The following is a 23781-nucleotide window of genomic DNA, read 5'->3' as shown; positions in this document are numbered from 1 at the left end:
CATGTCGCACGTTGAAACCGTGGTCTTTGATGGTGGCGAACTGCGCTGGCAGGGCATCGCCGCCGTGGCCCGCCATGGCGCGCGCCTTGAGTTGGCGCCGCCTATCTGGGCGCGCATCGACAATGCCCAGGCGATCGTCCGCCATATCGTTGAAAGTGGTGAGCGCGCCTACGGTGTGAACACCGGCCTGGGTGCGCTGTGCAATGTGTCGCTGCAGGGCGAGCAGCTCAGCCAGCTGTCGCGCAACACCTTGCTCAGCCACGCCTGCGGCGTCGGCCCGGCGTTGCCGGATGAACAAACCCGGGCGATCATCTGCGCTGCCATTGCCAATTACAGCCACGGCAAGTCGGGCATCCAGCGCAGCGTGGTCGACGCGCTGCTGGCACTGCTCAACCATGGCATTACCCCTCAGGTACCGTCGCAGGGCTCGGTCGGCTACCTGACCCACATGGCGCATGTAGGCGTGTGCCTGCTGGGCATCGGCAAGGTCAGCTACCGCGGGCAGGTTGTCGACGCCGCCGAGGCCCTGGCTGCCGAAGGGTTGGCCCCGGTACAGCTGGGGGCAAAGGACGGCCTGTGCCTGGTCAATGGCACGCCGTGCATGACCGGCCTGGCCAGCCTGGCGCTGGACGACGCCAGCCGCCTGCTGCAGTGGGCCGACGTGATCGGCGCCATGAGCTTCGAGGCGCTGCGGGGGCAGATCGCTGCCTTTGACCCCGAGATCATCGCGCTCAAGCCGCATCCGGGCATGCAAGTGGTGGGTAAAAACGTGCGCGCCTTGCTGGCGGACAGCGAAGTCATCGCCACCAGCAAAGGCATCCGCACCCAGGACGCCCTCAGCATCCGTTCGATCCCGCAGGTGCACGGCGCCGCGCGTGACCAGTTTGCCCACGCGGTGAAGCAGATCGAGGCCGAGCTCAACGGCGCCAATGACAACCCGCTTTTGTTGGGTACCCCAGAGGATTTTCGCGTGGTCTCCCAGGCCAACCCGCACGGCCAGTCGGTGGCCATGGCCGCCGACCTGCTGGCGATTGCCATGGCCGAGATCGGCTCGATAGCCGAGCGCCGCCTGGACCGCCTGGTCAACCCGCATGTCAGTGGCCTGCCGGCGTTTCTGGTCAGCAACCCCGGGGTCAACTCGGGGATGATGATCGCCCAGTACGTCGCCGCCTCGCTGTGTGCGCAGAACCGCCAGCTGGCGCAACCGGCGGTGCTCGACAACTACGTCACCTCTGGCCTGCAGGAAGACCACCTGAGCCTGGGCACCAATGCCGCGCTCAAGCTGCACCAGGTGCTGGAAAACTGCACCCAGATCCTTGCCATCGAATACCTGCTGGCCGCTCAAGCCTTCGAATTCCTCAAGGAACAGCGTTTCGGTGTTGGCACCGATGCCGCCTGGCGCCTGCTGCGCGAGCAGGTGCCGGCGTACCTTGAAGACCGCTGGCTGGCCCCGGACATCGCCCGCGCCGCCGCGCTGCTGAAAGCTTCGCAAGGGCCGCAGCCTGTGCTGCCGGCCCTGCACTGAACAATTAAAAGGAGCATGTACATGGAAGCCCTGAATCTTGTCCCTGGCCAGCTGACCCTGGCCCAGCTGCGCCGCATCCACCACGCGCCGCTGCGCTTGAGCCTGGATGCCAGTGCGGGGGCCGGCATCGATGCCAGCGTGGCGGTGGTCGAGCGGATCATCGCCGAAGACCGCACCGCTTACGGCATCAACACCGGTTTCGGCTTGCTGGCATCGACCCGCATCGCCAGCCACGACCTGGAAAACCTGCAGCGCTCGCTGGTGCTGTCGCATGCCGCCGGCATCGGCGCACCGCTGGACGACGCGATGGTGCGGCTGATCATGGTGCTTAAGGTCAATAGCCTCAGCCGTGGTTTTTCCGGTATTCGCCGCAAGGTCATCGATGCGCTGATCGCCCTGGTCAATGCCGAGGTCTACCCGCATATTCCGCTCAAGGGCTCGGTGGGTGCCTCCGGTGACCTGGCACCACTGGCGCACATGTCGCTGGTACTGCTGGGCGAAGGCAAGGCGCGCTACCAAGGTGAATGGCTACCGGCCAGCGAGGCCCTGGCGGTTGCCGGCCTGGAGCCGCTGACCCTGGCTGCCAAAGAAGGCCTGGCGCTGCTCAACGGCACCCAGGCGTCTACCGCCTATGCCCTGCGCGGCTTGTTCCAGGCTGAAGACCTGTACGCTGCGGCCATCGCCTGCGGCGGCCTGACCGTCGAGGCGGTGCTGGGCTCGCGTTCGCCATTCGACGCACGCATCCATGACGCGCGCGGTCAGCGCGGCCAGATCGATACCGCCGCATGCTTCCGCGACCTGCTGGGCGAGTCCAGCGAGGTGTCGCAGTCGCACAAGCACTGCGGCAAGGTCCAGGACCCGTATTCGCTGCGTTGCCAGCCGCAGGTCATGGGCGCCTGCCTGACCCAGCTGCGCCAGGCAGCCGAAGTGCTGGGCATCGAGGCCAACGCGGTGTCGGACAACCCGCTGGTGTTCGCCGCCGAAGGCGACGTGGTGTCGGGCGGTAACTTCCATGCAGAACCGGTGGCCATGGCCGCCGACAACCTGGCCCTGGCCATCGCCGAGATTGGCGCGCTGAGCGAGCGGCGCATTTCGCTGATGATGGATAAGCACATGTCGCAGTTGCCGCCGTTCCTTGTTGAAAACGGCGGGGTCAACTCTGGTTTCATGATCGCCCAGGTCACGGCGGCGGCCCTGGCCAGCGAGAACAAGGCACTGTCGCACCCGCACAGTGTCGATAGCCTGCCAACCTCGGCCAACCAGGAAGATCACGTGTCGATGGCGCCGGCGGCGGGCAAGCGCTTGTGGGAAATGGCCGAGAACACCCGTGGGGTATTGGCCATCGAATGGCTCGGCGCCTGCCAGGGCCTGGACCTGCGCGAAGGGCTGAAAACCTCGGTGAAGCTGGAGCAGGCGCGCCAGGTGCTGCGGCGCGAAGTGCCGCACTACGACCACGACCGTTTCTTTTCACCGGATATCGAGGCGGCCAGTGCCTTGCTGGCAGAAGGCAAGCTGACCGCGCTGCTGCCAGCCGGCGTGCTGCCAAGCCTGTAACTTCAGGAGTGTTTGTATGAGAACCCTTTGGCGGCACTGCCACGCGGCAACCATGGCCCAAGGCAGCTACTCGGTGATCGAGGACGCCGCCATCGTCAGCAACGCTGGCCTGATCGAATGGATTGGCCGACGTGCCGATGTGCCGGCGCTGGAAATTGCCCACACGGTCGATCTCAACGGCGCCTGGGTCACCCCAGGGCTGATCGACTGCCACACCCACGCGGTGTTCGGCGGTAACCGCAGCGGTGAGTTCGAACAGCGCCTGCAAGGCGTGAGCTATGCCGAGATCGCCGCCCAGGGCGGGGGGATCGCCAGCACTGTGCGCGCCACCCGCGCGGCCAGCGAGGATGAACTGTTCACCAGCGCCCGCCAGCGCGTGCAGGCTTTGATGCGCGACGGTGTGACCACGCTGGAGATCAAGTCCGGCTACGGCCTGGACCTGGCCAACGAACGCAAGATGCTGCGCGTGGCCCGGCGCCTGGCTGAAGAGCTGCCGTTGGCCGTGCGCGCCACCTGCCTGGCCGCCCATGCCCTGCCGCCAGAGTACGCGGGCCGAGCGGACGACTACATTGCACACATTTGCGACGAGATGCTCCCGGCCTTGGCCGAGGAAGGGCTGGTGGACGCGGTGGATGCGTTCTGCGAGCACCTGGCGTTCTCCCCGGCCCAGGTCGAGCGGGTGTTCATCAGGGCACGTGAGCTGGGCCTGCCGGTCAAACTGCACGCCGAGCAACTGTCATCGCAGCATGGCTCCAGCCTGGCGGCGCGTTACCAGGCGCTGTCTGCCGATCACCTGGAGTTCATGACCGAGGAAGACGCCGTGGCCATGGCGCACGCCGGTACGGTGGCCGTGCTGCTGCCAGGCGCCTTCTACTTCCTGCGCGAAACCCAGCTGCCACCGATGGATGCCCTGCGCCGTCATGGCGTGAAGATCGCTTTGGCCAGTGACCTCAACCCCGGCACCTCGCCTGGGCTGTCGCTGCGCCTGATGCTGAACATGGGCTGTACGCTGTTCCGCATGACCCCGGAAGAAGCCCTGGCCGGCGTTACGCTGCATGCTGCCACGGCACTTGGCCTGGGCGACAGCCATGGTTCGCTGGAAGTCGGCAAGGTGGCGGATTTCGTCGCCTGGCGAATCGCCCGTCCCGCCGACCTGGCCTACTGGCTTGGCGGTGACCTGCCCAAGCGCGTGGTGCGCAAGGGCCACGAAATTTCAAACTGAGCGAGGCACGATGGACAAGGTTCTGAGTTTTCACCAAGGCCGCCTGCCGCTGCTGATCAGCATGCCGCACGCCGGCCTGCGCCTGAGCGACGCCGTGCGCGACGGCCTGGTCGATGCAGCGCGCAGCTTGCCGGACACCGACTGGCACATCCCGCAGCTGTACGACTTCGCCCGCGACCTGGGCGCCAGCATGGTAGCCGCAGAGTACTCGCGCTTCGTCATCGACCTGAACCGCCCGGATGACGACAAGCCGTTGTACGCAGGCGCCACCACTGGCCTGTACCCGGCCACGTTGTTCGAAGGCGAGCCGCTGTTCAAGGAGGGGTTGGCGACGTCTGGCGAAGAACGCAAACGCTACCTGGAACAGATCTGGCGCCCGTATCACGGCACCCTTCGTCGCGAACTGGACCGGTTGCGCGAGCAGTTTGGCTATGCCCTGTTGTGGGATGCCCACTCGATCCGTTCGCACATTGCGCACCTGTTCGATGGCAAGTTGCCCGACTTCAACCTGGGTACCTTCAATGGCGCCAGCTGCGATCCGCTGCTGGCCGAGCGGTTGCAGGGCGTATGTGCCGAAGCCCGAACCTACAGTCATGTCCTCAATGGCCGCTTCAAGGGTGGGCACATTACCCGGCATTACGGCGACCCGGCCAACCACATCCATGCCGTGCAGCTGGAGCTGGCACAAAGCACCTACATGAATGAAACCGAGCCATTTGCCTACCGCGAAGACCTGGCGCAACCGACCCAGCAAGTACTGCAGCAGCTTTTGCAGGCACTGCTGGATTGGGGCAAGGAGCGGTACGGAGGTTGATGTTTGCCCGTGAAAGTGGCGACGCGCTGCGGGCCATGCGCGTCGCCATTTGAAGCGGGTAATCAGTTGTTGATCTGCGCTATGGTGAGTTCACGCAACAGCTCCTGCTCCTCCAGGCCCTTATCGTTTTGTAATTGTTGTTGCAGCCTCAGTTCCTCCTGAAGCGAGTGATCCTTGTTGGCCAGTTCAAGTACAAGCAGGCGGTAGCGGTTATCTATTTCGGCAAAGCGCTCGGCATGTTCGGCCCGCAGGCGCGCAACCCAGTCCGAATTGGCCAGCATGTAGTCGACCAGGGCATCGCCCAGTTCGCTTTTGCGGACCTTTTCCAGCACCAGCGACAATTCATCCGGCGCCAGATTTGCTGCGCTTCGAAAACGCATGCTGTCGGCAAGCGGAAGGTCGAGCTCCCTGGCCAGCTCCCGGCGGTAGGCCAGCCGCACCGAAACCCTGTCGCCCGAGCCGGTTCGCTGGTTGGCCAGTTTCTCCAGTTGTTCGATCCTGAACAGTTGCAACAGGCGTAGTCGCAACGTTTGCAAGGTATCGCCCGCTTCGATCAACAGGCGCTGCCCCATCAGGTACAACTCGATATTGTTGAACTCCTGCAGCGCGCCATCGTGACAGGTCTGCGAGCCGGTTTCAGGGTGAGGCAGTGCGGCCGCAGCGATACTCTCCATCAGCGGGCGCTCGGCATCGTTGCCGGCGGCCACAACCAGCATCAGGCGTACACGCTCGCAGAAGCTGGCTTGCGAGGTCGGGTCGACGTAGGGCGCAGCATTGCGCAGGCGGCCCGCCAACCGCAGCAGATCGCTGCCTTCGAGCAGTTCCCAGCAGTCGCGCAATGCCTCGTTCTGCGCCTCGTTGCCAAGCATCCAGTCTTCGAGCCTGGGCGTATCGTCGCCCATCAGAGGGAAGTGCGGGTGATCCAGTGATCCTTCGCTCGAAGAATTGACAAGCATCAGGTTGCCCGGGATATCCAGGGCGAAGGAATAGCTGTGCTGGCTGTCCGAGAACGCACGCACACGCAGAATGGTATCAAGCGGCAAAGGGTTGTCGAACAAGGCGATCGACGAGATCGGCATGGGGTTGTCCAGGTTCGAGAGTATGTGCTCGGGCAACTGGGTGATGTTGTTGGAACTCAAGTCCAGCAGCTCCAGCGGCAGCAAGCTGTCGCACCAGCTTGGCCAGGCTTGCAGGTTCATGTCGGTCAGCGAGAGTGATTGCAGGTTGCTGGAGAGCCGTGCAGGTACCTGGCTGATGCTACCCATACGGTTGCCTGAGACGTCCAGTGACGTCAGGTGCTCCAACCCCGCCAAGGTCTCCAGCATGCGCTGATCCACTTCCAGGCCCATGTTGCGAAACTCCAGGTAGTTGAGCCGGGGAAGACGTGCCAAGACAGACGCCAGTGAGGAAGTGGCCGCCTGATGCGCATCGATGGTCAACCGGGTGACATTGGGGAAGCGGCTGAGCAATTCGTCGAGTTGCGACGTGGTGCCGCTCGTGCGGGTCAGCATGAGCGCTTGAACGCGTTGTTCAAAGAATGCTGGAAGCCGCCTGGGGAACTGTTCGACCGCCACATCCTCCAGTTGCAGACGCAGGTATCGCTGGCCCTGCTCCTGTTGCTCCCAGAACTGGCTGATCGCTGTCTGGATGCGCTGCCTGTGTGCGAGCGCTTCCTGGGTCAAGGGGTTGCTCGAACTGGACGCCTGGGCCCAGCCGTCGATCGCGTCGCGCATTTGCTGGCGCTCATCGCGTATGCGTGCAAGCCGGCCGGTGAGTTCTGCAGGCACATCCACGGTAACGCCGGCCGTCTCGGCCCGCTCGTTCAGCAACAAGCGCTGTACATGAGTTTCGTTGACAGGGTTGCCTTCGAGTGAGATCACCGTCGGGTTGGGCAGTGCGTCTGCTTCATTGAGCAGGAACGACGGCAATGACCTGAGGTTGTTGTTGCGCATGGATAGGTGGGCGATACGCCCCAGTGCATCACTGCCAATCCCGATCGGCCACTGCGCCAGTTGCATGTTATCCAGGCCCAGGAAATCCAGGGTCAGTTCATGGAAGCTTGGGCTGTTGTTCTGGGCCAGGCGGTTGCCACTCAGGTCCAGGTACCTCAACTGGCGAAGTTCTGCGATCAGGTTGAGGTCGTTTTCGGACAGCGCGATGTTCTGATTGGTTAGCACCAGCCTTTGCAGCGCAGGCAAAAGCTGGGTGATGGACGGTACGCTGAGCATGAAGAACGAAGGTGTTGATCTGGCGTTGTAAGGCCGGCTGATTTCCAGTGATTCGACCTGCGGCATCTGCCTGAGCAGGCGTTGCAGCAGGCGTTCGTGCTGCGCCCAGCCGGCGAGATTGCCTGACGGTAGATCGAGCAGGCTCAGGCTACGCACACGGCTGTTGAAGAAGTCGGGCAGGGTCAGGGGTATATCGGCCAAGGGCACCTGAGTGATGCGTAGCTCGGCCGTGTGCTGGCCGCCTTCATCCAGAGCGGTGTCATACCAGTGTTGCATGATCGCGTCACGTAGGCTGTTGTAGTCGCTTGCAGCCTGTTCTGTCTCCGGTGAAATGGCTTCACTCCAGTCAGCCAGCCTGCTTTGCAGTTCACTGCGCTGCTCCAGCAGCGCCTGCAGATGGTCGAGTATTTGCGACGGCCCCAGGCCGCGACTGGTCAGCGACAGCAGGACCTGATCCGCCGTAACGCCGGTGTGCGCGACGAGCCCCGTTGCTTCGACAGCCTCGATCAGGCGCTGGCGGGTAGCGCCTTGAACTGCCGGGCCGCTCCCGCTCAACGGGTAGCCCAGGCGCCCATCGGCCAAGCGCATGGGCGAACGGTAGCCGGGGCGGACAGGTTGCATGCCCAGGACCGCCCTCACGGTCGAGCGGGGTGGCAGGGGGCTTTCCTGTACCAGGCGCTGCAGTGCTTGCTGATATGCGACACCGAGCTGTGTCATGGCCTCTGGCAGCGCCTCGTACAGCGCGGCATAGAGGTCTGGATAAGCGGTGACCTCTGTGCTCGGGCGGCTTTCATCGTGCACGATGTATCCGGCATCCGCATGGGTGATGGTGTGGTAGGGGCGAGTGTTTTGCGGGCCGATGCCATGCGCCTGGGCAGGCCAGGACATGCGCTGGAGCAGCTGCACTTTTGTCTCGACGGGCCAGCCTGGCAGGCGTTCAAGCGTATGCATGATCAGCCTGTCGCTGTCCCAGTTTGGCACACCGGACAGGTACAACCCTTCGCAGGCGCGGGCCAGGCGGATGTGTTGCTGGTAGACGCGGATCTCCTCGCCAAGGCGCATGGGGATTTTGCCGCTGCCGAGCATTTGCAGTTCGCTGGCGCTTGCGCCACGCACCAGCTCGTCGCTGACGACGGCCGGCAGGTTCGGAAACACCCGCCGTATGGTTTCGGCTCCCGGCGTCAGGTCGCTCGGAAGGCGAGCGTAAGCCCTGGAAAAAGCTGCTGCCCGGGTGCTAGCGTCCGGCAGCTGGCGGACCGTTTCGTCCAGTTTGAAGCGTTGCAGGGTGTCTTCGAGCAAGGCCGGCAGCCGCAGGTTCTCGGCCAAGGCCCTGCGCAGTACGTCTTCGTGGGTGTCGCTGACGGCAAGTATCCGTTGCAGCGTCGGCTCGTCGAAGTGGGCATTCAAGTGACCGATACGGCGCAGCAGTGCCATGCCCGTCCAGCTCAGCGGCTTGTCCGTGACCTGCAACCAGGCCCCGGCCCCATTGTGCCGCAACGGCGGCTCATAACCGCCTGCCTTGCTGGGGTGCTCGATGCGGTAGGTGCCGGTGTCTGCATTCCATTTCAGTGAAAATACCTTGCCTTCAAGGCGTAGCCAGGTCTTGCCATCCTGGCGGTACAGCCCAAGCCCGTCCGGGCTGGCCTGCGATGGCAGCGTGACGTCTTGTTCGAAGGGGGCCAGGTCCTGGTTCCACAGGCGTGTGCTGCCATCTGGTAGCTCAACCTCCACCAGTTCCTCGATGAAGGAGGGGGTCGGCACATCGATGCGTTCTACTTCCGGCTCTTCCAGCGCACTGCCTGCTTCGCTGCCTGCTGTGTTTCTCGCCGCTTTGGCTGCCGCGCTCAGTACGGCCATGATCGCCACGTTCTCAATCACATCGACCATGTAGGTGAATGCCTTGTCGCGCTCGTCGTTTTTCCAGGCCTCGATGCCTTCGTAGACCTCGTGGGCCAATTGGGCCACGCAGACGGCGAGCATTACCTCGCCCAGCCCGGGCACGAAAAAACCGGCGATGTTGAGGGCCGTCAGCACGCGTCCTGCTATCAATTCCCGATGAGCCTGGGCAGTGCGCCGGTCGACGATTTCGGTCGGGGTTGCGTGGAACAGCACATCCTCTCCATGCCGCTGGGCTTTCTGGAAGGCCATGACGCTCTGGAACGTGTGGCCGAATGGCCTTGCAACAGGATGCAGGGTGGCATGTGGGTCAGGGACACGCTCAAGTACCCCGCGGACACTCCAGGCGATGGGCGTGAGCCGATCCTTCAGGCGGGTGATCGTCGATGCCTTGTCACGGTCGGCAATGTGGTTGTCCAGGTAACTGATGTTGGCGTGGAGCCTGTCGCGCAAACCGGCCTGCAAGGCCTCCAGAGTCGTGAATTCCGTGAGCGGCTGTGCGCTGTCCTCGGGGATATACAGCGCTACGGCCTGATGCTCTTCGGCTTGCACGGTAATCAGCACCACCCCGGTCAGCTCTGCTTCCCACAGGTCGAGATAGCTGAATGTCACGGGCGAGGTTGCCGATAGCGGCTGGTCGACCGGCACGGCAAGCGCTGCGGTGTACAGCGTCTCACCGATATCGCCTTTGAGGCGGGCGTAATGCAAGGATTGCCGGAAGGCCGAGACTTCCGCTCGCCCCAGGGTCTGGTAAACGGACAGCCTGACTTCATCGGTGCTCAGCTGCGCCGTGGCCTCAGGGTAATAGATTGCATGGACCAGGCCATGGTACTTGCCACCGATGTCCAGCGTGCGGCACAGGTCAGCGAAGTCTTCGGCGACGATATCCACTGCATTGGTGATCGGGACAGTGCCCATGAAGCGCCGATGATCGAGGATGACGGACTTTTTCAGCGCGGCCCCAGGCGCGTCCATGCCGTGTTCGGCAGCGGCGCCCTGGTCAAAGTTGTGCAGGGCGCTGTGCAGCAGCGAGCGGGTAGCCTGGTTCACCGCCACGCGCGCGTCGCCCGCGCGGGTCGGGTCGATCAGGCGGGCGTCGACCAGGTACGTGTTGTGCACATCCAGGTCGAGCCCGAAGCGTTGCTTGATGGCTTCGGTCAGTGTCTGCGCGGCGTAGGTTTGCAGGGCGGGTAGCGGTTCGAACAGCTTCTGCACTTGTGCATGGTGTTCGCGGTGACGGGCATGTTCCGCCTGCCATGCCTTGGCGATTTCCGGTAGCTGCTGGACCGCTGTGGCCAGCCAGGCAGGGATCGGCAACGCGTTGCGCATTGCGCGGTGGGTGTCTGGCGTGGCTTGCTTGAGCCAGGCGGGTATCTTGCGCTCAATGGTGGCGTAATGAGCGCCAGGTAAGGTGTTGGCTGGGGTTGGCATGGCGGGCCCTTGCTAGGTATGGGGCAAGGGACTATCGGAGCTCTGGCTGGCGCGCTGGAGGTAAATATGTATGCCCGGCTTGCGGCAGTGCCCTAGAGGACGGTGCTCAAAGCGCAATTCAGGTTTATGATGCCCAACGGCAGTCAATATCCTCACACGGAGTGCGCAATGCAGACCCTCTACCCGCAGATCAAACCCTACGCCCGGCACGATCTGGCCGTGGAAGCGCCGCATGTGCTGTATGTCGATGAAAGCGGCTCGCCTGAAGGTCTGCCGGTGGTGTTCATCCACGGTGGCCCGGGCGCGGGTTGCGATGCCCAGAGCCGTTGCTACTTCGACCCCAACCTGTACCGCATCATCACCTTCGACCAGCGCGGCTGTGGCCGCTCCACGCCACATGCGAGCCTTGAGAACAACACCACCTGGCACCTGGTCGAGGACCTGGAGCGCATCCGCGAGCACCTGGGCATCGACAAGTGGGTGCTGTTCGGCGGGTCCTGGGGTTCGACACTGGCCCTGGCCTATGCCCAGACCCACCCCGAGCGGGTACATGGCCTGATCCTGCGCGGCATCTTCCTGTGCCGCCCGCAAGAGATCGAGTGGTTCTACCAGGAGGGCGCCAGCCGCCTGTTCCCCGATTACTGGCAGGATTACATCGCGCCAATTCCGGCGGACGAGCGTGGCGACCTGGTCAAGGCATTCCACAAACGCCTGACCGGCAACGACCAGATTGCCCAGATGCATGCCGCCAAGGCCTGGTCCACATGGGAAGGCCGCACTGCCACCCTGCGCCCCAACCCGCTGGTGGTCGACCGCTTCTCAGAGCCACAGCGCGCGCTGTCGATCGCCCGCATCGAATGCCACTACTTCATGAACAACGCTTTCCTCGAGCCGGACCAGTTGATCCGCGACATGCCGAAGATCGCCCACCTGCCGGCAGTGATCGTGCATGGCCGCTATGACGTGATCTGCCCGCTGGACAACGCCTGGGCGTTGCATCAGGCCTGGCCGAACAGCGAGCTCAAGGTGATCCGCGACGCCGGCCACGCCGCGTCCGAGCCGGGCATTACCGACGCCCTGGTACGTGCTGCTGACCAAATGGCGCGTCGCTTGCTCGATCTGCCCCTGGAAGAAGCATGAGGGGGCTGTTGCAGCGCGTGCGTGGCGCGCGGGTAGAAGTGGCCGGCGAGATCGTCGGCGCCGTCGATCAGGGCCTGCTGGTGCTGGTGGCCGTCGAACCTGAAGATACCCGGGAACATGCCGATAAGCTGTTGCACAAGCTGCTCAATTATCGCGTGTTCAGCGATGAGCAGGGCAAGATGAACCTGTCGCTCAAGGATGTTGGCGGCGGCCTGCTGGTGGTGTCCCAGTTCACTTTGGCGGCCGACACCCGCAGCGGCATGCGGCCGGGCTTCTCGACGGCGGCACCGCCGGCGCTGGGGGCCGAATTGTTCGACTATCTTTTGCGCCAGGCCCAAGGCCAACATGCCACGGTTGCAAGCGGGCGCTTCGGTGCAGACATGCAGGTGCACCTGGTCAATGATGGCCCAGTGACATTTCTGTTACAAATATGAGGTAAAAAAACCCCTGGTTTGTGGGTAAAACAGGGGTTTTGTACGATAAATAGTTGTTCCAGCCTGATGCGTTGTAACGCGACCTGCTGGATAATCGCGCGCTGCGTGGGCCTGCGTTCGCAGGTTCGTTCTACTCTGACTCGAGCATTGTCTGGAACCGTTTGGGGAATCATTACGCCCTCACGGGGTCCGAACAGTGCTCGCCAACCCGGCATTTGTCGCTGGCCGTTGGTTTCATGATCTGTTTTCGGCGAGGGTTGCTCGTGATTGTTAGTCCCCAAAAAGCATCAAGAATCCCCGGCATGCGGCTGCGCAAGGCCCTGATGGCCAGTGCGGCTCTGGTCGGCCTGATGAGCGCGGGCCAGCTGTGGGCATTCAATCTTGACGATGTTGCAGCCAAGGCAAAGGATCTGGCCGGCCAGAAGTACGAAGCCCCGAAAAGCAACCTGCCGGCCGTGTTCCGCGACATGAAGTTCGCGGACTACCAGAAGATCCACTTCCTGCAGGAAAAGGCCGAGTGGGCCAAGGACAAGACGCCGTTCAAGCTGTCCTTCTACCACCAGGGCATGCATTTCGACACGCCGGTGAAGATCAACGAGGTCACCGCCAGCAAGGTCGAGGAAATCAAGTACGACCCGAGCCGTTTCGAGTTCGGTGACGTGCCGCATGACCCGGAAACCACCAAGAACCTGGGTTACGCCGGTTTCCGCGTGCTGTACCCGATCAACAAGGCCGACAAGCAGGATGAAATCATGACCCTGCTTGGCGCCAGCTATTTCCGCGTGGTCGGCAAGGGCCATGTGTATGGCCTGTCGGCCCGTGGCCTGGCCATCGACACCGCGCTGCCGTCGGGCGAAGAATTCCCGCGTTTCACCGAGTTCTGGGTCGAGAAGCCGAAGCCTGCCGACAAGCACCTGGTGATCTACGCCCTGCTGGATTCGCCGCGTTCCACCGGCGCCTACAAGCTGATCCTGCGCCCAGGCAACGACACCGTGGTCGACGTACAGTCCCGCGTGTTCCTGCGTGACCACGTCAGCCGCCTGGGTGTTGCCCCGCTGACCAGCATGTACCTGTTCGGGCCTAACCAGCCCTCCAAGGTCATGAACTACCGCCCGGCCCTGCATGACTCCGAAGGCCTGTCGATCCACGCTGGCAACGGCGAATGGCTGTGGCGCCCGCTGAACAACCCGAAACACCTGGCCGTGAGCAACTTCAGCGTCGAGAACCCGCGCGGTTTCGGCCTGATGCAGCGTCATCGCGACTTCAAGGATTACGAAGACCTCGACGACAACTACCAGAAGCGTCCGAGCGCCTGGATCGAGCCTAAAGGCGACTGGGGCAAAGGCACCGTCGATCTGGTCGAGATCCCGACCGCCGACGAAACCAACGACAATATCGTTGCGTTCTGGAGCCCGGAAACCCTGCCAGAGCCAGGCAAGCCGTTCGAATACGCCTACCGCCTGCACTGGACCATCGACGAAGCCAAGTTCCAGGCTCAGGAGCTGGGTTCGGTAACCCAGACCATGCGCTCCACCGGTGACGTCAAGCAGTCCAACCTGATCCGTCAACCGGACGGCAGCGTTGCCTTCCTGGTCGATTTTGCAGGCCCTGCGCTGGCATCCCTGCCGGAAGACGCCGCAGTGCGTAGCCAGATCAGCGTTGGCGACAACGCCGAGGTGGTCGAGAACAATCTGCGCTATAACCCGGAAACCAAAGGCTGGCGCCTGACCCTGCGGTTGAAGGTCAAGGAAGCCAACAAGGCCACCGAGATGCGCGCCGCGCTGGTGCGTGACGTACCGGTGGAGCCGGCCAAGCCTGCCGCAGACGCCAAGCAGGACAAGGCCGCTGCCAAGCACGCCAAGCACGAAAAAACTGCCAAGGCGCAGGAGCCTGCCAAGGCCGAACAACCCGCCGCCGATGCGGCACCCACCAACGGGACCCCGGCCACCACCGAAGAAAAGGTGCTGACCGAGACCTGGAGCTATCAGTTGCCTGCCGATGAGTAACTCAAGCGCAAGGCCGGAATCGCTTGGCGAATACCTGGCCCACCTCCCACTGAGCGATGAGCAGCGCGCGGAACTCGCCAGCTGCACCTCGTTCAGCGAGCTGCACCAACGCCTGGCGGCCAACCCGGCCGCCGAATCCACCGAGTCCGTACAGGCCTCGGTGGGCCCGCGGCTGACCGTGGGCAGCGCCGCCGAGCTGGAAGACGCCGAGATGCTTGGCGTCGACGGCAGCGGCCGGCTGTGCCTGAAGATCGCACCGCCGATCAAACGTACCCGGGTAGTGCCCGAGCCGTGGCGCACCAACGTGCTGATTCGCATGTGGCGGCGCATGACCGGCCGCACCAACGCTCCCCAGCCCGAGCAGCGCGAGCTGCCCAAGGCGCGCTGGCGTACGGTCGGTTCGATCCGCCGCTACATCCTGCTGGCCCTGATGATCGGCCAGACCATCGTCGCCGGCTGGTACATGAAGGGCATCCTGCCGTACCAGGGCTGGTCGTTCGTCGACCTCGACGAAGTGGTCAACCAGCCACTGTGGGACACCGTGGTGCAGGTTTGGCCGTATGCCTTGCAGACGTCCATCCTGATCCTTTTCGGTATCCTCTTCTGCTGGGTTTCGGCGGGCTTCTGGACCGCGCTGATGGGCTTCCTGGAACTGCTCACCGGCCGTGACAAGTACCGCATCTCCGGCAGCAGTGCCGGTAACGAGCCGATCGCACCCGAAGCGCGCACTGCGCTGGTGATGCCGATCTGCAACGAAGACGTGCCGCGCGTGTTCGCCGGCCTGCGGGCGACCTTCGAGTCGGTGGCTGCCAGCGGCAACCTCGACCGTTTCGACTTCTTCGTGCTCAGCGACACCAACGACACCGACATCGCCGTGGCCGAGCAACAGGCCTGGCTGGACGTGTGCCGCGAGACCAAGGGCTTCGGCCGTATCTTCTACCGCCGCCGGCGCCGCCGCGTTAAGCGCAAGAGCGGTAACCTCGACGATTTCTGCCGTCGCTGGGGTGGTGAGTACAAGTACATGGTCGTGCTCGATGCCGACAGCGTCATGAGTGGCGAGTGCCTGAGCAGCCTGGTGCGCCTGATGGAGGCCAACCCGGATGCCGGTATCATCCAGACCGCGCCCAAGGCGTCGGGCATGGACACCCTGTATGCGCGCATGCAGCAGTTCGCTACCCGCGTGTACGGCCCGCTGTTCACGGCCGGCCTGCACTTCTGGCAGCTGGGCGAGTCGCACTACTGGGGCCACAACGCGATCATCCGCATGAAGCCGTTCATCGAGCACTGCGCCCTGGCGCCGTTGCCGGGCAAGGGTGCGTTCGCCGGTGCAATCCTGTCCCACGACTTCGTCGAAGCCGCGCTGATGCGCCGTGCCGGCTGGGGCGTGTGGATCGCCTATGACTTGCCGGGCAGCTACGAAGAGCTGCCGCCCAACCTGCTCGACGAGCTCAAGCGTGACCGCCGTTGGTGCCACGGCAACCTGATGAACTTCCGCCTGTTCCTGGTCAAGGGCATGCACCCGGTGCACCGTGCGGTGTTCCTGACCGGCGTGATGTCGTACCTATCGGCGCCGCTGTGGTTCTTCTTCCTGGTGCTGTCGACCGCGCTGCTGGCGACCAACACGCTGATGGAACCGCAATATTTCATCGAGCCCTACCAGCTTTACCCGCTGTGGCCACAATGGCACCCGGAGAAGGCCGTTGCGCTGTTCTCCACCACCATCGTGCTGCTGTTCCTGCCCAAGCTGCTCAGCATCATCCTGATCTGGGCCAAGGGCGCGGTCGAGTTTGGCGGGCGCATCAAGGTCACCCTGTCGATGCTGATGGAGATGCTGTTCTCCATGCTGCTGGCGCCGGTGCGGATGATCTTCCACACCCGTTTCGTACTGGCCGCGTTCCTCGGCTGGGCAGCGACCTGGAACTCGCCACAGCGTGACGACGACTCCACCCCGTGGAGCGAGGCCGTGCGCCGCCACGGCCCGCAAACGCTGCTGGGCTTTGCCTGGGCTGCGCTGGTGGCCTGGCTGAACCCGAGCTTCCTGTGGTGGCTGGCGCCGATCGTCGGTTCGCTGGTGCTGTCCATTCCGGTTTCGGTGATCTCCAGCCGTACTCGCCTGGGCCTTGCGGCCAAGGACGAGAAGCTGTTCCTCATCCCTGAGGAATACGCGACGCCGCAGGAGCTGCTGGCAACCGACCAGTACACCCACGAAAACCGCTGGCACGCCCTGCACGACGGCTTTGTGCGCGCCGTGGTCGACCCGCGGCAGAACGCCCTGGCCTGTGCCATGGCCACTGCCCGTCACGGCCAGGCTGCGCCGATTGAAGCGCTGCGTGCCGAACGCGTGGCCAAGGCCATGGAAGTCGGGCCGAAAGGGCTGGACCTCAATACCCGCCTGGCCCTGCTCAGCGACCCGGTGGCGCTGACCCGCCTGCACGAGCAGGTGTGGGCAGAGCACAACGCGGCGTGGATCGATGTGTGGCGCGCTTCCATCAAGAACGACCCGCACTCGCCACTGTTGCCGCTGCACCCGGAAAACGAAGGCCAACCGGCACTCGTCGGCGCCTGAACCATCCATTCGCGGGGCAAGCCCGCTCCCACAGGGATAGCACAGCATTCAACAACTGTGAGGTACCTGTGGGAGCGGGCTTGTCCCGCGAAGCTTTTAACAGCCCATGCATTCGATTTTGGCCAACAAAGTCCCCCCCGGCTCTAGGTCCCAGGGCCGCCATGCGTTAGCATCCCTCTCCGATAAACCACGCCGGCCGGTACGGCCGTGCCAACGATAAGATTCGCTACTTTTCTTGCTAGGGGACTTGGTGATGATGAAGAAATACCTTTCGCGACTGCTGGTCGGCGTCACCGCGCTGGTTGCAGTGGCTTCGGCCCAGGCCGGCGCCATCGACGACGCGGTCAAGCGCGGCACCCTGCGGGTGGGCATGGACCCTACCTACATGCCGTTCCAGATGACCAACAAGCGTGGCGAGATCATCGGCTTTGAAGTCGATATCCTCAAAGCCATGGCCAAATCCATGGGCGTCAAGTTCGAGGCAGTCTCCACCGCCTATGACGGGATCATCCCGGCCCTGCTGACCGACAAGTTCGACATCATCGGCAGCGGCATGACCCTGACCCAGGAACGCAACCTGCGCCTGAACTTCAGCGAACCCTTCATCGTGGTTGGCCAGACCCTGCTGATCCGCAAGGACCTGGCGGGCGAGATCAAGTCGTACAAGGACCTGAACAACGAGAAGTACCGCATCACCTCCAAGCTCGGCACCACCGGCGAGATGGTTTCCAAGAAGCTGATCGCCAAGGCCAAATACCACGGCTACGACAACGAGCAGGAAGCGGTGATGGACGTGGTCAACGGCAAGGCTGACGCCTTCGTCTATGACGCGCCGTACAACGTGGTGGCAGTCGAGAAGGCCGGCGCTGGCAAGCTGCTGTTCCTGGAAGAGCCCTTCACCTACGAGCCGCTGGCTTTCGGCCTGAAGAAAGGCGACTACGACAGCATCAACTTCATCAACAACTTCCTGCACCAGATCAAGCATGACGGGACCTACGATCGTATCCACGACAAGTGGTTCAAGAACAAGGACTGGCTGAAGGAAATGGAATAAGGCCCAGGCCACAAGCCCCCGGCTTTGACCCCGACGCGCAGGTAAACCCTGCGCGTTCGCATTTACGGAAGTACCCACGTGATCAAACACAAGAAAGCCCAATGGCCCTGGCACGCGCTGACTGCGCTGGTCCTGGTGGGCCTGGCGATCAGCCTGTACCTGGCCACCTCGATGATGTCCTACGAGTGGCGCTGGAACCGCGTACCGCAATACTTCGCCTACAAGGCCGAGGAAGCGCAACGCGCCAGCGGCTACGGCACGGTGCAGGAAATCGTCGTCTCCGGCGATAACGCCCGCGTTACGCTCAAAGACGAGAACGGCGATGAGCAAGTGCTCGACGTGGCCAAGGACAGCCTGCAACTTAGCCGCGGTGACGACGTTGCCGAAGGCGACCAGATCGGCGTGACTCGCCACTGGGCAGCCGGCCCGCTGGCATGGGGCCTGTGGACCACCTTGTGGCTTTCGGTAGTCTCCGGGGCGCTGGGCCTGGTGATCGGCCTGTTCGCCGGGCTGTGCCGGCTGTCGAACAACCCGACCCTGCGCGACCTGTCGACCGTCTACGTCGAACTGGTGCGCGGCACGCCGCTGCTGGTACAGATTTTCATCTTCTACTTCTTCATCGGCACTGTGCTCAACCTGTCCCGTGAATTCGCCGGTGTGGCGGCGCTGGCGCTGTTCACCGGTGCTTATGTGGCCGAGATCGTGCGTGCCGGCGTGCAGTCGATCGCCAAGGGCCAGAACGAGGCAGCGCGCTCGCTGGGCCTGAACGCGGGCCAGTCGATGCGCCACGTGATCCTGCCGCAGGCCTTCAAGCGCGTGCTGCCACCGTTGGCCGGGCAGTTCATCAGCCTGGTCAAGGACACCTCGCTGGTGTCGGTGATCGCCATCACCGAACTGACCAAGAGCGGTCGAGAGGCCATCACCACCTCGTTCTCGACGTTCGAGATCTGGTTCTGCGTGGCAGGTCTGTACCTGCTGATCAACCTGCCGCTGTCGCACCTGGCCAGCCGGCTCGAGCGGAGGCTTGCGCAAAGTGATTGAAGTCCGTGACCTTTTGAAAGTGTTCGACACCCGTGGCCAAGTGGTACGCGCGGTGGACAACGTCACCACCCAGGTGGCCAAGGGCGAAGTGGTCGTGGTGCTCGGCCCGTCGGGCTCGGGCAAGTCGACCTTCCTGCGCTGCTTGAACGGCCTGGAGCATTTCGACGAAGGCCATGTGGCCATCAACGGCCTGCAACTCGCAGACCCGAAGACCGACATCAATGCCTACCGCCGCGAAGTCGGCATGGTGTTCCAGCACTTCAACCTGTTCCCGCACATGACGGTGCTGGAGAACCTGTGCCTGGCCCAGAAGGTCGTGCGCAAACGCGGCAAGGCCGAGCGCGAAGCCAAGGCGCGTGCGCTGCTGGAGAAAGTGGGCATTTCGCAGAAGGCCAACGAGTACCCCTCGCGGCTTTCCGGCGGCCAGCAGCAGCGGGTGGCGATCGCCCGGGCCCTGGCAATGGAGCCTAAGGTGATGCTGTTCGACGAGCCGACCTCGGCGCTCGACCCGGAAATGGTCGGTGAAGTGCTGGACGTGATGAAGACCCTGGCCCAGGAAGGCATGACCATGGTCTGCGTAACCCATGAAATGGGCTTTGCCCGAGAAGTGGCGGACCGGGTGCTGTTCTTCGATCACGGCAAGCTGCTGGAAGATTCTGCCCCGGCAGCGTTCTTCGCCTCGCCCAAAGACCCGCGCGCGCAGGCGTTCTTGCGCCAGGTGCTGTAACCGCGCCGCCCCCTTCGCGGGGCAAGCCCGCTCCCACAGGTGGTTCACTGCCCCAGCTTGTGGGAGCGGGTTTGCCCCGCGAATGGGCCGCAACGCGGCCCCTGCAATCTCAAAGGCTGAACCGCCCCACCATCCGCCGTAGCTGCTGCCCCAGCTGCTCCAGCTCCCCACTCGAAGCGGCCGTCTGCTCACTGGCTGCACCGGTCTGGTCTGACGCATCGCGCACACTGATCACACTGCGGTTGATCTGCTCGGCCACCACGCTCTGCTCCTCGCTGGCCGTGGCGATTTGCTGGTTCATGCCCTGGATGCTCGACACCGTATCGGTGATCTGGCTCAGGGCATCCCCCGCCTTGCGGCTCAGCTCGACGCTCTGCTCGGTCAGGCGCTTGCTGTTGTCGAGCAGGCTGGTGACCTGGTCGGTGCCGCTGTGCAGGCTTTCGATCAGCTGTTCGATCTCTTCGGTAGACTGCTGCGTGCGCTGCGCCAACCCTCTGACTTCATCGGCGACCACGGCAAAACCACGCCCGGCTTCACCGGCTCTGGCGGCCTCGATGGCGGCGTTCAGTGCCAGCAGGTTGGTTTGTTCGGACACCGACTTGATCACATCGAGAATGCTGCCGATCCGCTGACTTTCACCTGCCAGGTGCTGCATGGCCGCCAGGCAGTGGTCCATTTGCCCGGCCAGTTGCTCGATACGGTTGATGGCCTCGGCCACCACCTGGTCGCCCAGCTGCGCCTGCTGGTCGGCATTGCTCGCCGCCATCGACGCCTGCTCGGCATTCTGAGCAACTTCCTGCACCGTGGCGCTCATCTGGTTCATGGCGGTGGCTACCTGGTCGGTTTCCTCGCGCTGTTGGTTGATGCGTAGCTTGGTGTCCTCACTGCTGGCCGCCAGTTGTGTAGCGGCTTGTGACAGCTGACCGACACCCTGGTCGATGCCGCCGATCAGCTCGCGCAGGCTGAGGGTCATTTCACGCATGCTGGCCTGTAGCTGGCCCATCTCATCACGACGCTGCACGGGCTCCACCTGGCTGAGGTCGCCGCGTGCGATGCGCGCCGCCACGGCCAGCGTCTGGCGCAGCGGCTGGGTGATCTGCTGAGTGATCAGCCAACCGGCCAGCACCCCGACCACCAGGGCCAGCAAGGCCACGCTGGTCAACAGTGAGCGGGCAGCCAGGGCTTCGCTGTCGCGCTGTTCGATCTTCCTTTCACCCAGCTCCAGGCTGACCGCCCGAAGCTCGTTGCCCTTCTGCTCCATGTCGTCTTGCAGTTGCTCCACACCCAGCGCGGTGCGCCGGTATTGATCGAGGCTAGCGCGGTATTTGCCCAGCTCCACGCCTGGCTGCTCCGTCAGGCTGCGCGGCAGGCCCAAAGGGCCAATGCTTTTGAGCAGTTGGCCGAGGCTGGCTTCGGCGGCGTCCAGCGCGGTATCGCCCACTTTGGCGAAATCGCCCAGCGGCGAGAACGTGTACGCCGGTACCAGGCTCTGCTGATTGGCGCCGTCGACATGTCGGCTGAGCGTGTCCATCAGCCCCAGTACGCCGTTCTGCTGGCTGTCGGCGGGCATCTGCAGCAGGGCTTGGGTTTGCAGTTCGTCGATCACTTCGTTGAGCTTCAGTTCCTGCGCCTGCATGGCTGCTCGCAGGGTGCGCCGGCTTTCGACGCCGCGCTGCAGGGCGCTGAAATCGTCGTGCAGGCGCTGCAGCACTTGCAGCTTCTGGCTCAGCATCTGGCGCGATTCATCGACGCTGCTGCGTTGCTGCAGCGCCGTCAGCATGCCATCCAGTTGCTGCAGGATACTGGCGATCTTCGCCTTGCTGGTGTCATCGGCCAGCACCCGGTAGGTGATGCGCTCGGCGCGCAGATCCTTGACCAGGTCGTTGATCCGGCCTATTTCGCTGAGCTGTTCCGAGCGGGTGATGGCACCGTCCAGGGCGCGCCAGCCGCTGACGGTGGTGGCCAGGGTAAGCAGCAGGACCACGGCGAAGCCCAGGGCGAGCTTGGCGCCGACACTGATGTTGCCGAGCCTGCGGTTGAGGTAGCCGAACATGGCAAGTCTCCGTCCAGTTGAGTAGGGGAGCCATGCCAGCACTTTGCTGGCATGACACACCTGCCCATCGGCGGAGAGCCCGTAGGACTTGACCTGAGAATCAGGTAGGAAATTTCAGCCTGATTCGTAGGACATTACTAGTAGCCGTGCCGTTAGAGCCGGAAGCGCCCGACCAGGCCCTGCAGGTGCGTGCCCAGGCGCGCCAGTTCGACACTGGAACTGGCCGTCTCTTCACTGGCCGCCGAGGTCTGGTCGGAGATATCCCGCACGTTCATCACGCTGCGGTTGATCTCTTCGGCGGTGGCGCTTTGCTGCTCGGCTGCCGTGGCGATCTGCTGGTTCATTGCCTGGATCGACGACACGGTACGGGTGATGGTTTCCAGCGAGCCGCCCGCACGGCGGGTAAGCTCGACGCTGCTGTCGGTGAGCTGGCGGCTGGCGTCCATGACGCTGGCAACCCGCTGGGTGCCGCTTTGCAGGCCGGCAATCAGCTCTTCGATTTCCTCGGTGGACTGCTGCGTGCGTTGCGCCAGGCTGCGCACTTCATCGGCCACCACGGCAAAGCCACGGCCAGCCTCGCCGGCGCGGGCCGCTTCGATGGCCGCGTTGAGGGCCAGCAAGTTGGTCTGCTGGGCAACCGACTTGATCACGTCGAGCACGCTGCCAATCTTGTCGCTCTCGGCTTTGAGCTGGTTCATCGCTTCGCTGGAATTCACCACCTCGCTGGCCAGGCGCTCGATCTGCGCAACGGCCTCGCTGACCACGCGATCGCCTTCACGCGCCTGTTGGTCGGCCATCAGCGCCGCTTCCGAGGCCTGCTCGGCGTTGCGCGCCACTTCGTGCACGGTGGCGGCCATTTCGTTCATGGCGGTCGCTACCTGATCGGTTTCGACCTTCTGGTTGTTGACCCCGGCGCTGGTCTGCTCGGTCACAGCCGACAGCTCTTCGGCGGCGCTGGCGATCTGGGTGACGCCGTCGCCGATGCCGCCGATCAGTTCGCGCAGGCCTTGGGTCATGCGCTGCATGCTGGCCTGCAACTGGCCCAGCTCGTCGCGGCGGGTGCTGACCAGGTCCTGGCGCAGGTCGCCGTTGGCCACGCGTTCGGCGGCGGCCAGGGTCTGGCGCAGCGGGATGATGATCTGCCGGGTGATTGCCCATGCGGCGAGCAAGCCCAGCACCATGGCGAAGGCGGTGGCTGCGCCCAGCATGACTTTGGCCCGGTGGCTGCCGGCGTCACGCACTTCGGTTTGCGAAAGGGTCATCGCCTGGCTGGTTTGCAACAGCACCGAGCCCTGATCGGCCATGTGCTGCAGGGCCAGCTCGCTGGCATTCTGGGCGTCGCCGAACTGGCGTACCGCATCGCGGTAAGCGGCCAAGGCGGTGGCGGAGTCATCGAGGCTGGCGGCATAGTCGGCTGGGAGCTTGCCCGGCAGCGCCTTGAGCTCGGCGAGGGCTTGGTCGATCGCCTTAAGCGCGGTCTGCTGGAAGTCGGCATTACCGCTGTAGGTGTAGCCACGCACCTGGAAGCGCGCCTGCTGAACCAGGGCATTGACCTCGACGGCAGCCTGGTACTGGTTGATATCGCCGCCCTGCAGCAGGCGCTGCTGCACACGGCCGATCAGCTCGACCGCCTTGTCGGCGGTGTCGCCCAGCATGGCGCGGCTCGTGTCACGGCGCTGACCGGCCTGCTTCAGGTCGGTGAGGGCCTGCTGATAGATGCGCACGGCCTCGCGCTGCTGCTCCAGGCGCTGGCGGTCTGCGGGCTGTTCGATCTCCCCGAGCATCCGCTGCACCTGGTGATCGAGGTTGGCCAGCGCCTGATCCAATTCGCCCAACGTGGCGGCGTCGCGTTGACGTTGGTAATGCTGGCGAGCGATGCGCAGTTCCTGGGTGTATTGCTGGATCACCGAAATATTGCCCAGCTTGTCGCCCCGGTCGATGATGCTGTCCATGCCCTTCCAGCCCGTGAAGGTAATGGCCAGGGTGAGCAGGAGCACCAAGCCGAAGCCCAGCCCCAATTTTCGATTGACGCTTATATTCCCCAGCGATTGGGAAAACCTTTGGTACATGTTCGACCCCCCGGCAACGTG

14 protein-coding genes are annotated in these 23781 nt (G+C 63.7%); 11 read left to right on the top strand and 3 right to left on the bottom strand.

The window, feature by feature from the left end; translation table 11 throughout:
- Position 1: 1 nt before the first annotated feature.
- Genes hutH (ABEH27_RS13675) through hutG form a run of 4 tightly spaced genes read left to right on the top strand, consistent with a single transcriptional unit; the run spans position 2 to position 5115 of the window.
- A complete protein-coding gene (hutH, locus tag ABEH27_RS13675) occupies positions 2-1525 on the top strand; it encodes a histidine ammonia-lyase (protein ID WP_346614096.1) in 1524 nt (507 codons plus the stop codon).
- A gap of 21 nt (positions 1526-1546) precedes the next feature.
- Positions 1547-3079, top strand: coding sequence for a histidine ammonia-lyase (gene hutH, locus ABEH27_RS13670; RefSeq protein WP_346614095.1), 1533 nt, complete (start codon positions 1547-1549; stop codon positions 3077-3079).
- A 16-nt stretch (positions 3080-3095) separates the two neighbouring features.
- The gene (gene hutI, locus ABEH27_RS13665) at positions 3096-4301 is read left to right on the top strand and encodes an imidazolonepropionase (RefSeq protein WP_346614094.1); all 1206 of its coding nucleotides are present in this window, start codon (positions 3096-3098) and stop codon (positions 4299-4301) included.
- 10 nt (positions 4302-4311) lie between these two features.
- Positions 4312-5115: an N-formylglutamate deformylase gene (hutG, locus tag ABEH27_RS13660; protein WP_346614093.1), complete on the top strand. Its 804-nt coding sequence runs from the start codon at positions 4312-4314 to the stop codon at positions 5113-5115.
- A gap of 62 nt (positions 5116-5177) precedes the next feature.
- On the opposite strand, the gene ABEH27_RS13655 is transcribed toward hutG, so the two are convergent.
- Positions 5178-10670: a DUF6543 domain-containing protein gene (locus ABEH27_RS13655; protein ID WP_346614092.1), complete on the bottom strand. Its 5493-nt coding sequence runs from the start codon at positions 10668-10670 to the stop codon at positions 5178-5180.
- A 168-nt stretch (positions 10671-10838) separates the two neighbouring features.
- Here ABEH27_RS13655 and pip point away from each other — a divergent pair, with 168 nt between their 5' ends.
- The 7 genes from pip to ABEH27_RS13620 all read left to right on the top strand — a co-directional run bounded on the left by pip (position 10839) and on the right by ABEH27_RS13620 (position 19638).
- The gene (gene pip / locus ABEH27_RS13650) at positions 10839-11810 is read left to right on the top strand and encodes a prolyl aminopeptidase (protein WP_346614091.1); all 972 of its coding nucleotides are present in this window, start codon (positions 10839-10841) and stop codon (positions 11808-11810) included.
- Positions 11807-12244, top strand: a complete 438-nt coding sequence (gene dtd / locus ABEH27_RS13645) for a D-aminoacyl-tRNA deacylase (RefSeq protein WP_346614090.1) — start codon at positions 11807-11809, stop codon at positions 12242-12244. The genes pip and dtd overlap by 4 nt, the downstream gene beginning before the upstream one ends.
- 263 nt (positions 12245-12507) lie before the next feature.
- Positions 12508-14250: a glucan biosynthesis protein G gene (locus tag ABEH27_RS13640; RefSeq protein WP_346614089.1), complete on the top strand. Its 1743-nt coding sequence runs from the start codon at positions 12508-12510 to the stop codon at positions 14248-14250.
- Positions 14243-16816 carry a glucans biosynthesis glucosyltransferase MdoH gene (gene mdoH / locus ABEH27_RS13635; protein ID WP_346614088.1) on the top strand — a complete coding sequence of 858 codons (2574 nt, stop codon included), beginning with the start codon at positions 14243-14245 and terminating at the stop codon, positions 16814-16816. Before ABEH27_RS13640 ends, mdoH begins: the two co-directional genes overlap by 8 nt.
- A gap of 256 nt (positions 16817-17072) precedes the next feature.
- A complete protein-coding gene (locus tag ABEH27_RS13630) occupies positions 17073-17870 on the top strand; it encodes a transporter substrate-binding domain-containing protein (protein WP_346614218.1) in 798 nt (265 codons plus the stop codon).
- 78 nt (positions 17871-17948) lie between these two features.
- Positions 17949-18911, top strand: a complete 963-nt coding sequence (locus ABEH27_RS13625) for an amino acid ABC transporter permease (protein ID WP_346614087.1) — start codon at positions 17949-17951, stop codon at positions 18909-18911.
- Entirely contained in the window at positions 18904-19638 is a 735-nt protein-coding gene (locus ABEH27_RS13620) for an amino acid ABC transporter ATP-binding protein (protein ID WP_346614217.1), read from the top strand. The genes ABEH27_RS13625 and ABEH27_RS13620 overlap by 8 nt, the downstream gene beginning before the upstream one ends.
- A gap of 109 nt (positions 19639-19747) precedes the next feature.
- Here the strand turns inward: ABEH27_RS13620 and ABEH27_RS13615 are convergent, their stop codons facing one another.
- Entirely contained in the window at positions 19748-21691 is a 1944-nt protein-coding gene (locus ABEH27_RS13615; RefSeq protein WP_346614086.1) for a methyl-accepting chemotaxis protein, read from the bottom strand.
- Positions 21692-21843: 152 nt separating this feature from the next.
- Positions 21844-23760: a methyl-accepting chemotaxis protein gene (locus ABEH27_RS13610; protein WP_346614085.1), complete on the bottom strand. Its 1917-nt coding sequence runs from the start codon at positions 23758-23760 to the stop codon at positions 21844-21846.
- Positions 23761-23781: the final 21 nt, after the last annotated feature.

This window comes from Pseudomonas sp. P39-UII1 (assembly GCF_039672635.1).
In the GTDB taxonomy this organism is placed as follows: Bacteria; Pseudomonadota; Gammaproteobacteria; order Pseudomonadales; family Pseudomonadaceae; genus Aquipseudomonas.
This window is presented reverse-complemented; position numbering and strand designations above follow the sequence as displayed.

What these genes read in the sequence shown, in the direction of transcription:
- ABEH27_RS13610 (WP_346614085.1), bottom strand. Translation starts at nt 23,760, where the DNA reads ATGTACCAAAGGTTTTCCCAATCGCTGGGGAATATAAGCGTCAATCGA.
- dtd (WP_346614090.1), top strand. Translation starts at nt 11,807, where the DNA reads ATGAGGGGGCTGTTGCAGCGCGTGCGTGGCGCGCGGGTAGAAGTGGCC.
- ABEH27_RS13630 (WP_346614218.1), top strand. Translation starts at nt 17,073, where the DNA reads ATGAAGAAATACCTTTCGCGACTGCTGGTCGGCGTCACCGCGCTGGTT.
- hutI (WP_346614094.1), top strand. Translation starts at nt 3,096, where the DNA reads ATGAGAACCCTTTGGCGGCACTGCCACGCGGCAACCATGGCCCAAGGC.
- hutH (WP_346614096.1), top strand. Translation starts at nt 2, where the DNA reads ATGTCGCACGTTGAAACCGTGGTCTTTGATGGTGGCGAACTGCGCTGG.
- pip (WP_346614091.1), top strand. Translation starts at nt 10,839, where the DNA reads ATGCAGACCCTCTACCCGCAGATCAAACCCTACGCCCGGCACGATCTG.
- ABEH27_RS13655 (WP_346614092.1), bottom strand. Translation starts at nt 10,670, where the DNA reads ATGCCAACCCCAGCCAACACCTTACCTGGCGCTCATTACGCCACCATT.
- ABEH27_RS13615 (WP_346614086.1), bottom strand. Translation starts at nt 21,691, where the DNA reads ATGTTCGGCTACCTCAACCGCAGGCTCGGCAACATCAGTGTCGGCGCC.
- hutG (WP_346614093.1), top strand. Translation starts at nt 4,312, where the DNA reads ATGGACAAGGTTCTGAGTTTTCACCAAGGCCGCCTGCCGCTGCTGATC.
- mdoH (WP_346614088.1), top strand. Translation starts at nt 14,243, where the DNA reads ATGAGTAACTCAAGCGCAAGGCCGGAATCGCTTGGCGAATACCTGGCC.
- hutH (WP_346614095.1), top strand. Translation starts at nt 1,547, where the DNA reads ATGGAAGCCCTGAATCTTGTCCCTGGCCAGCTGACCCTGGCCCAGCTG.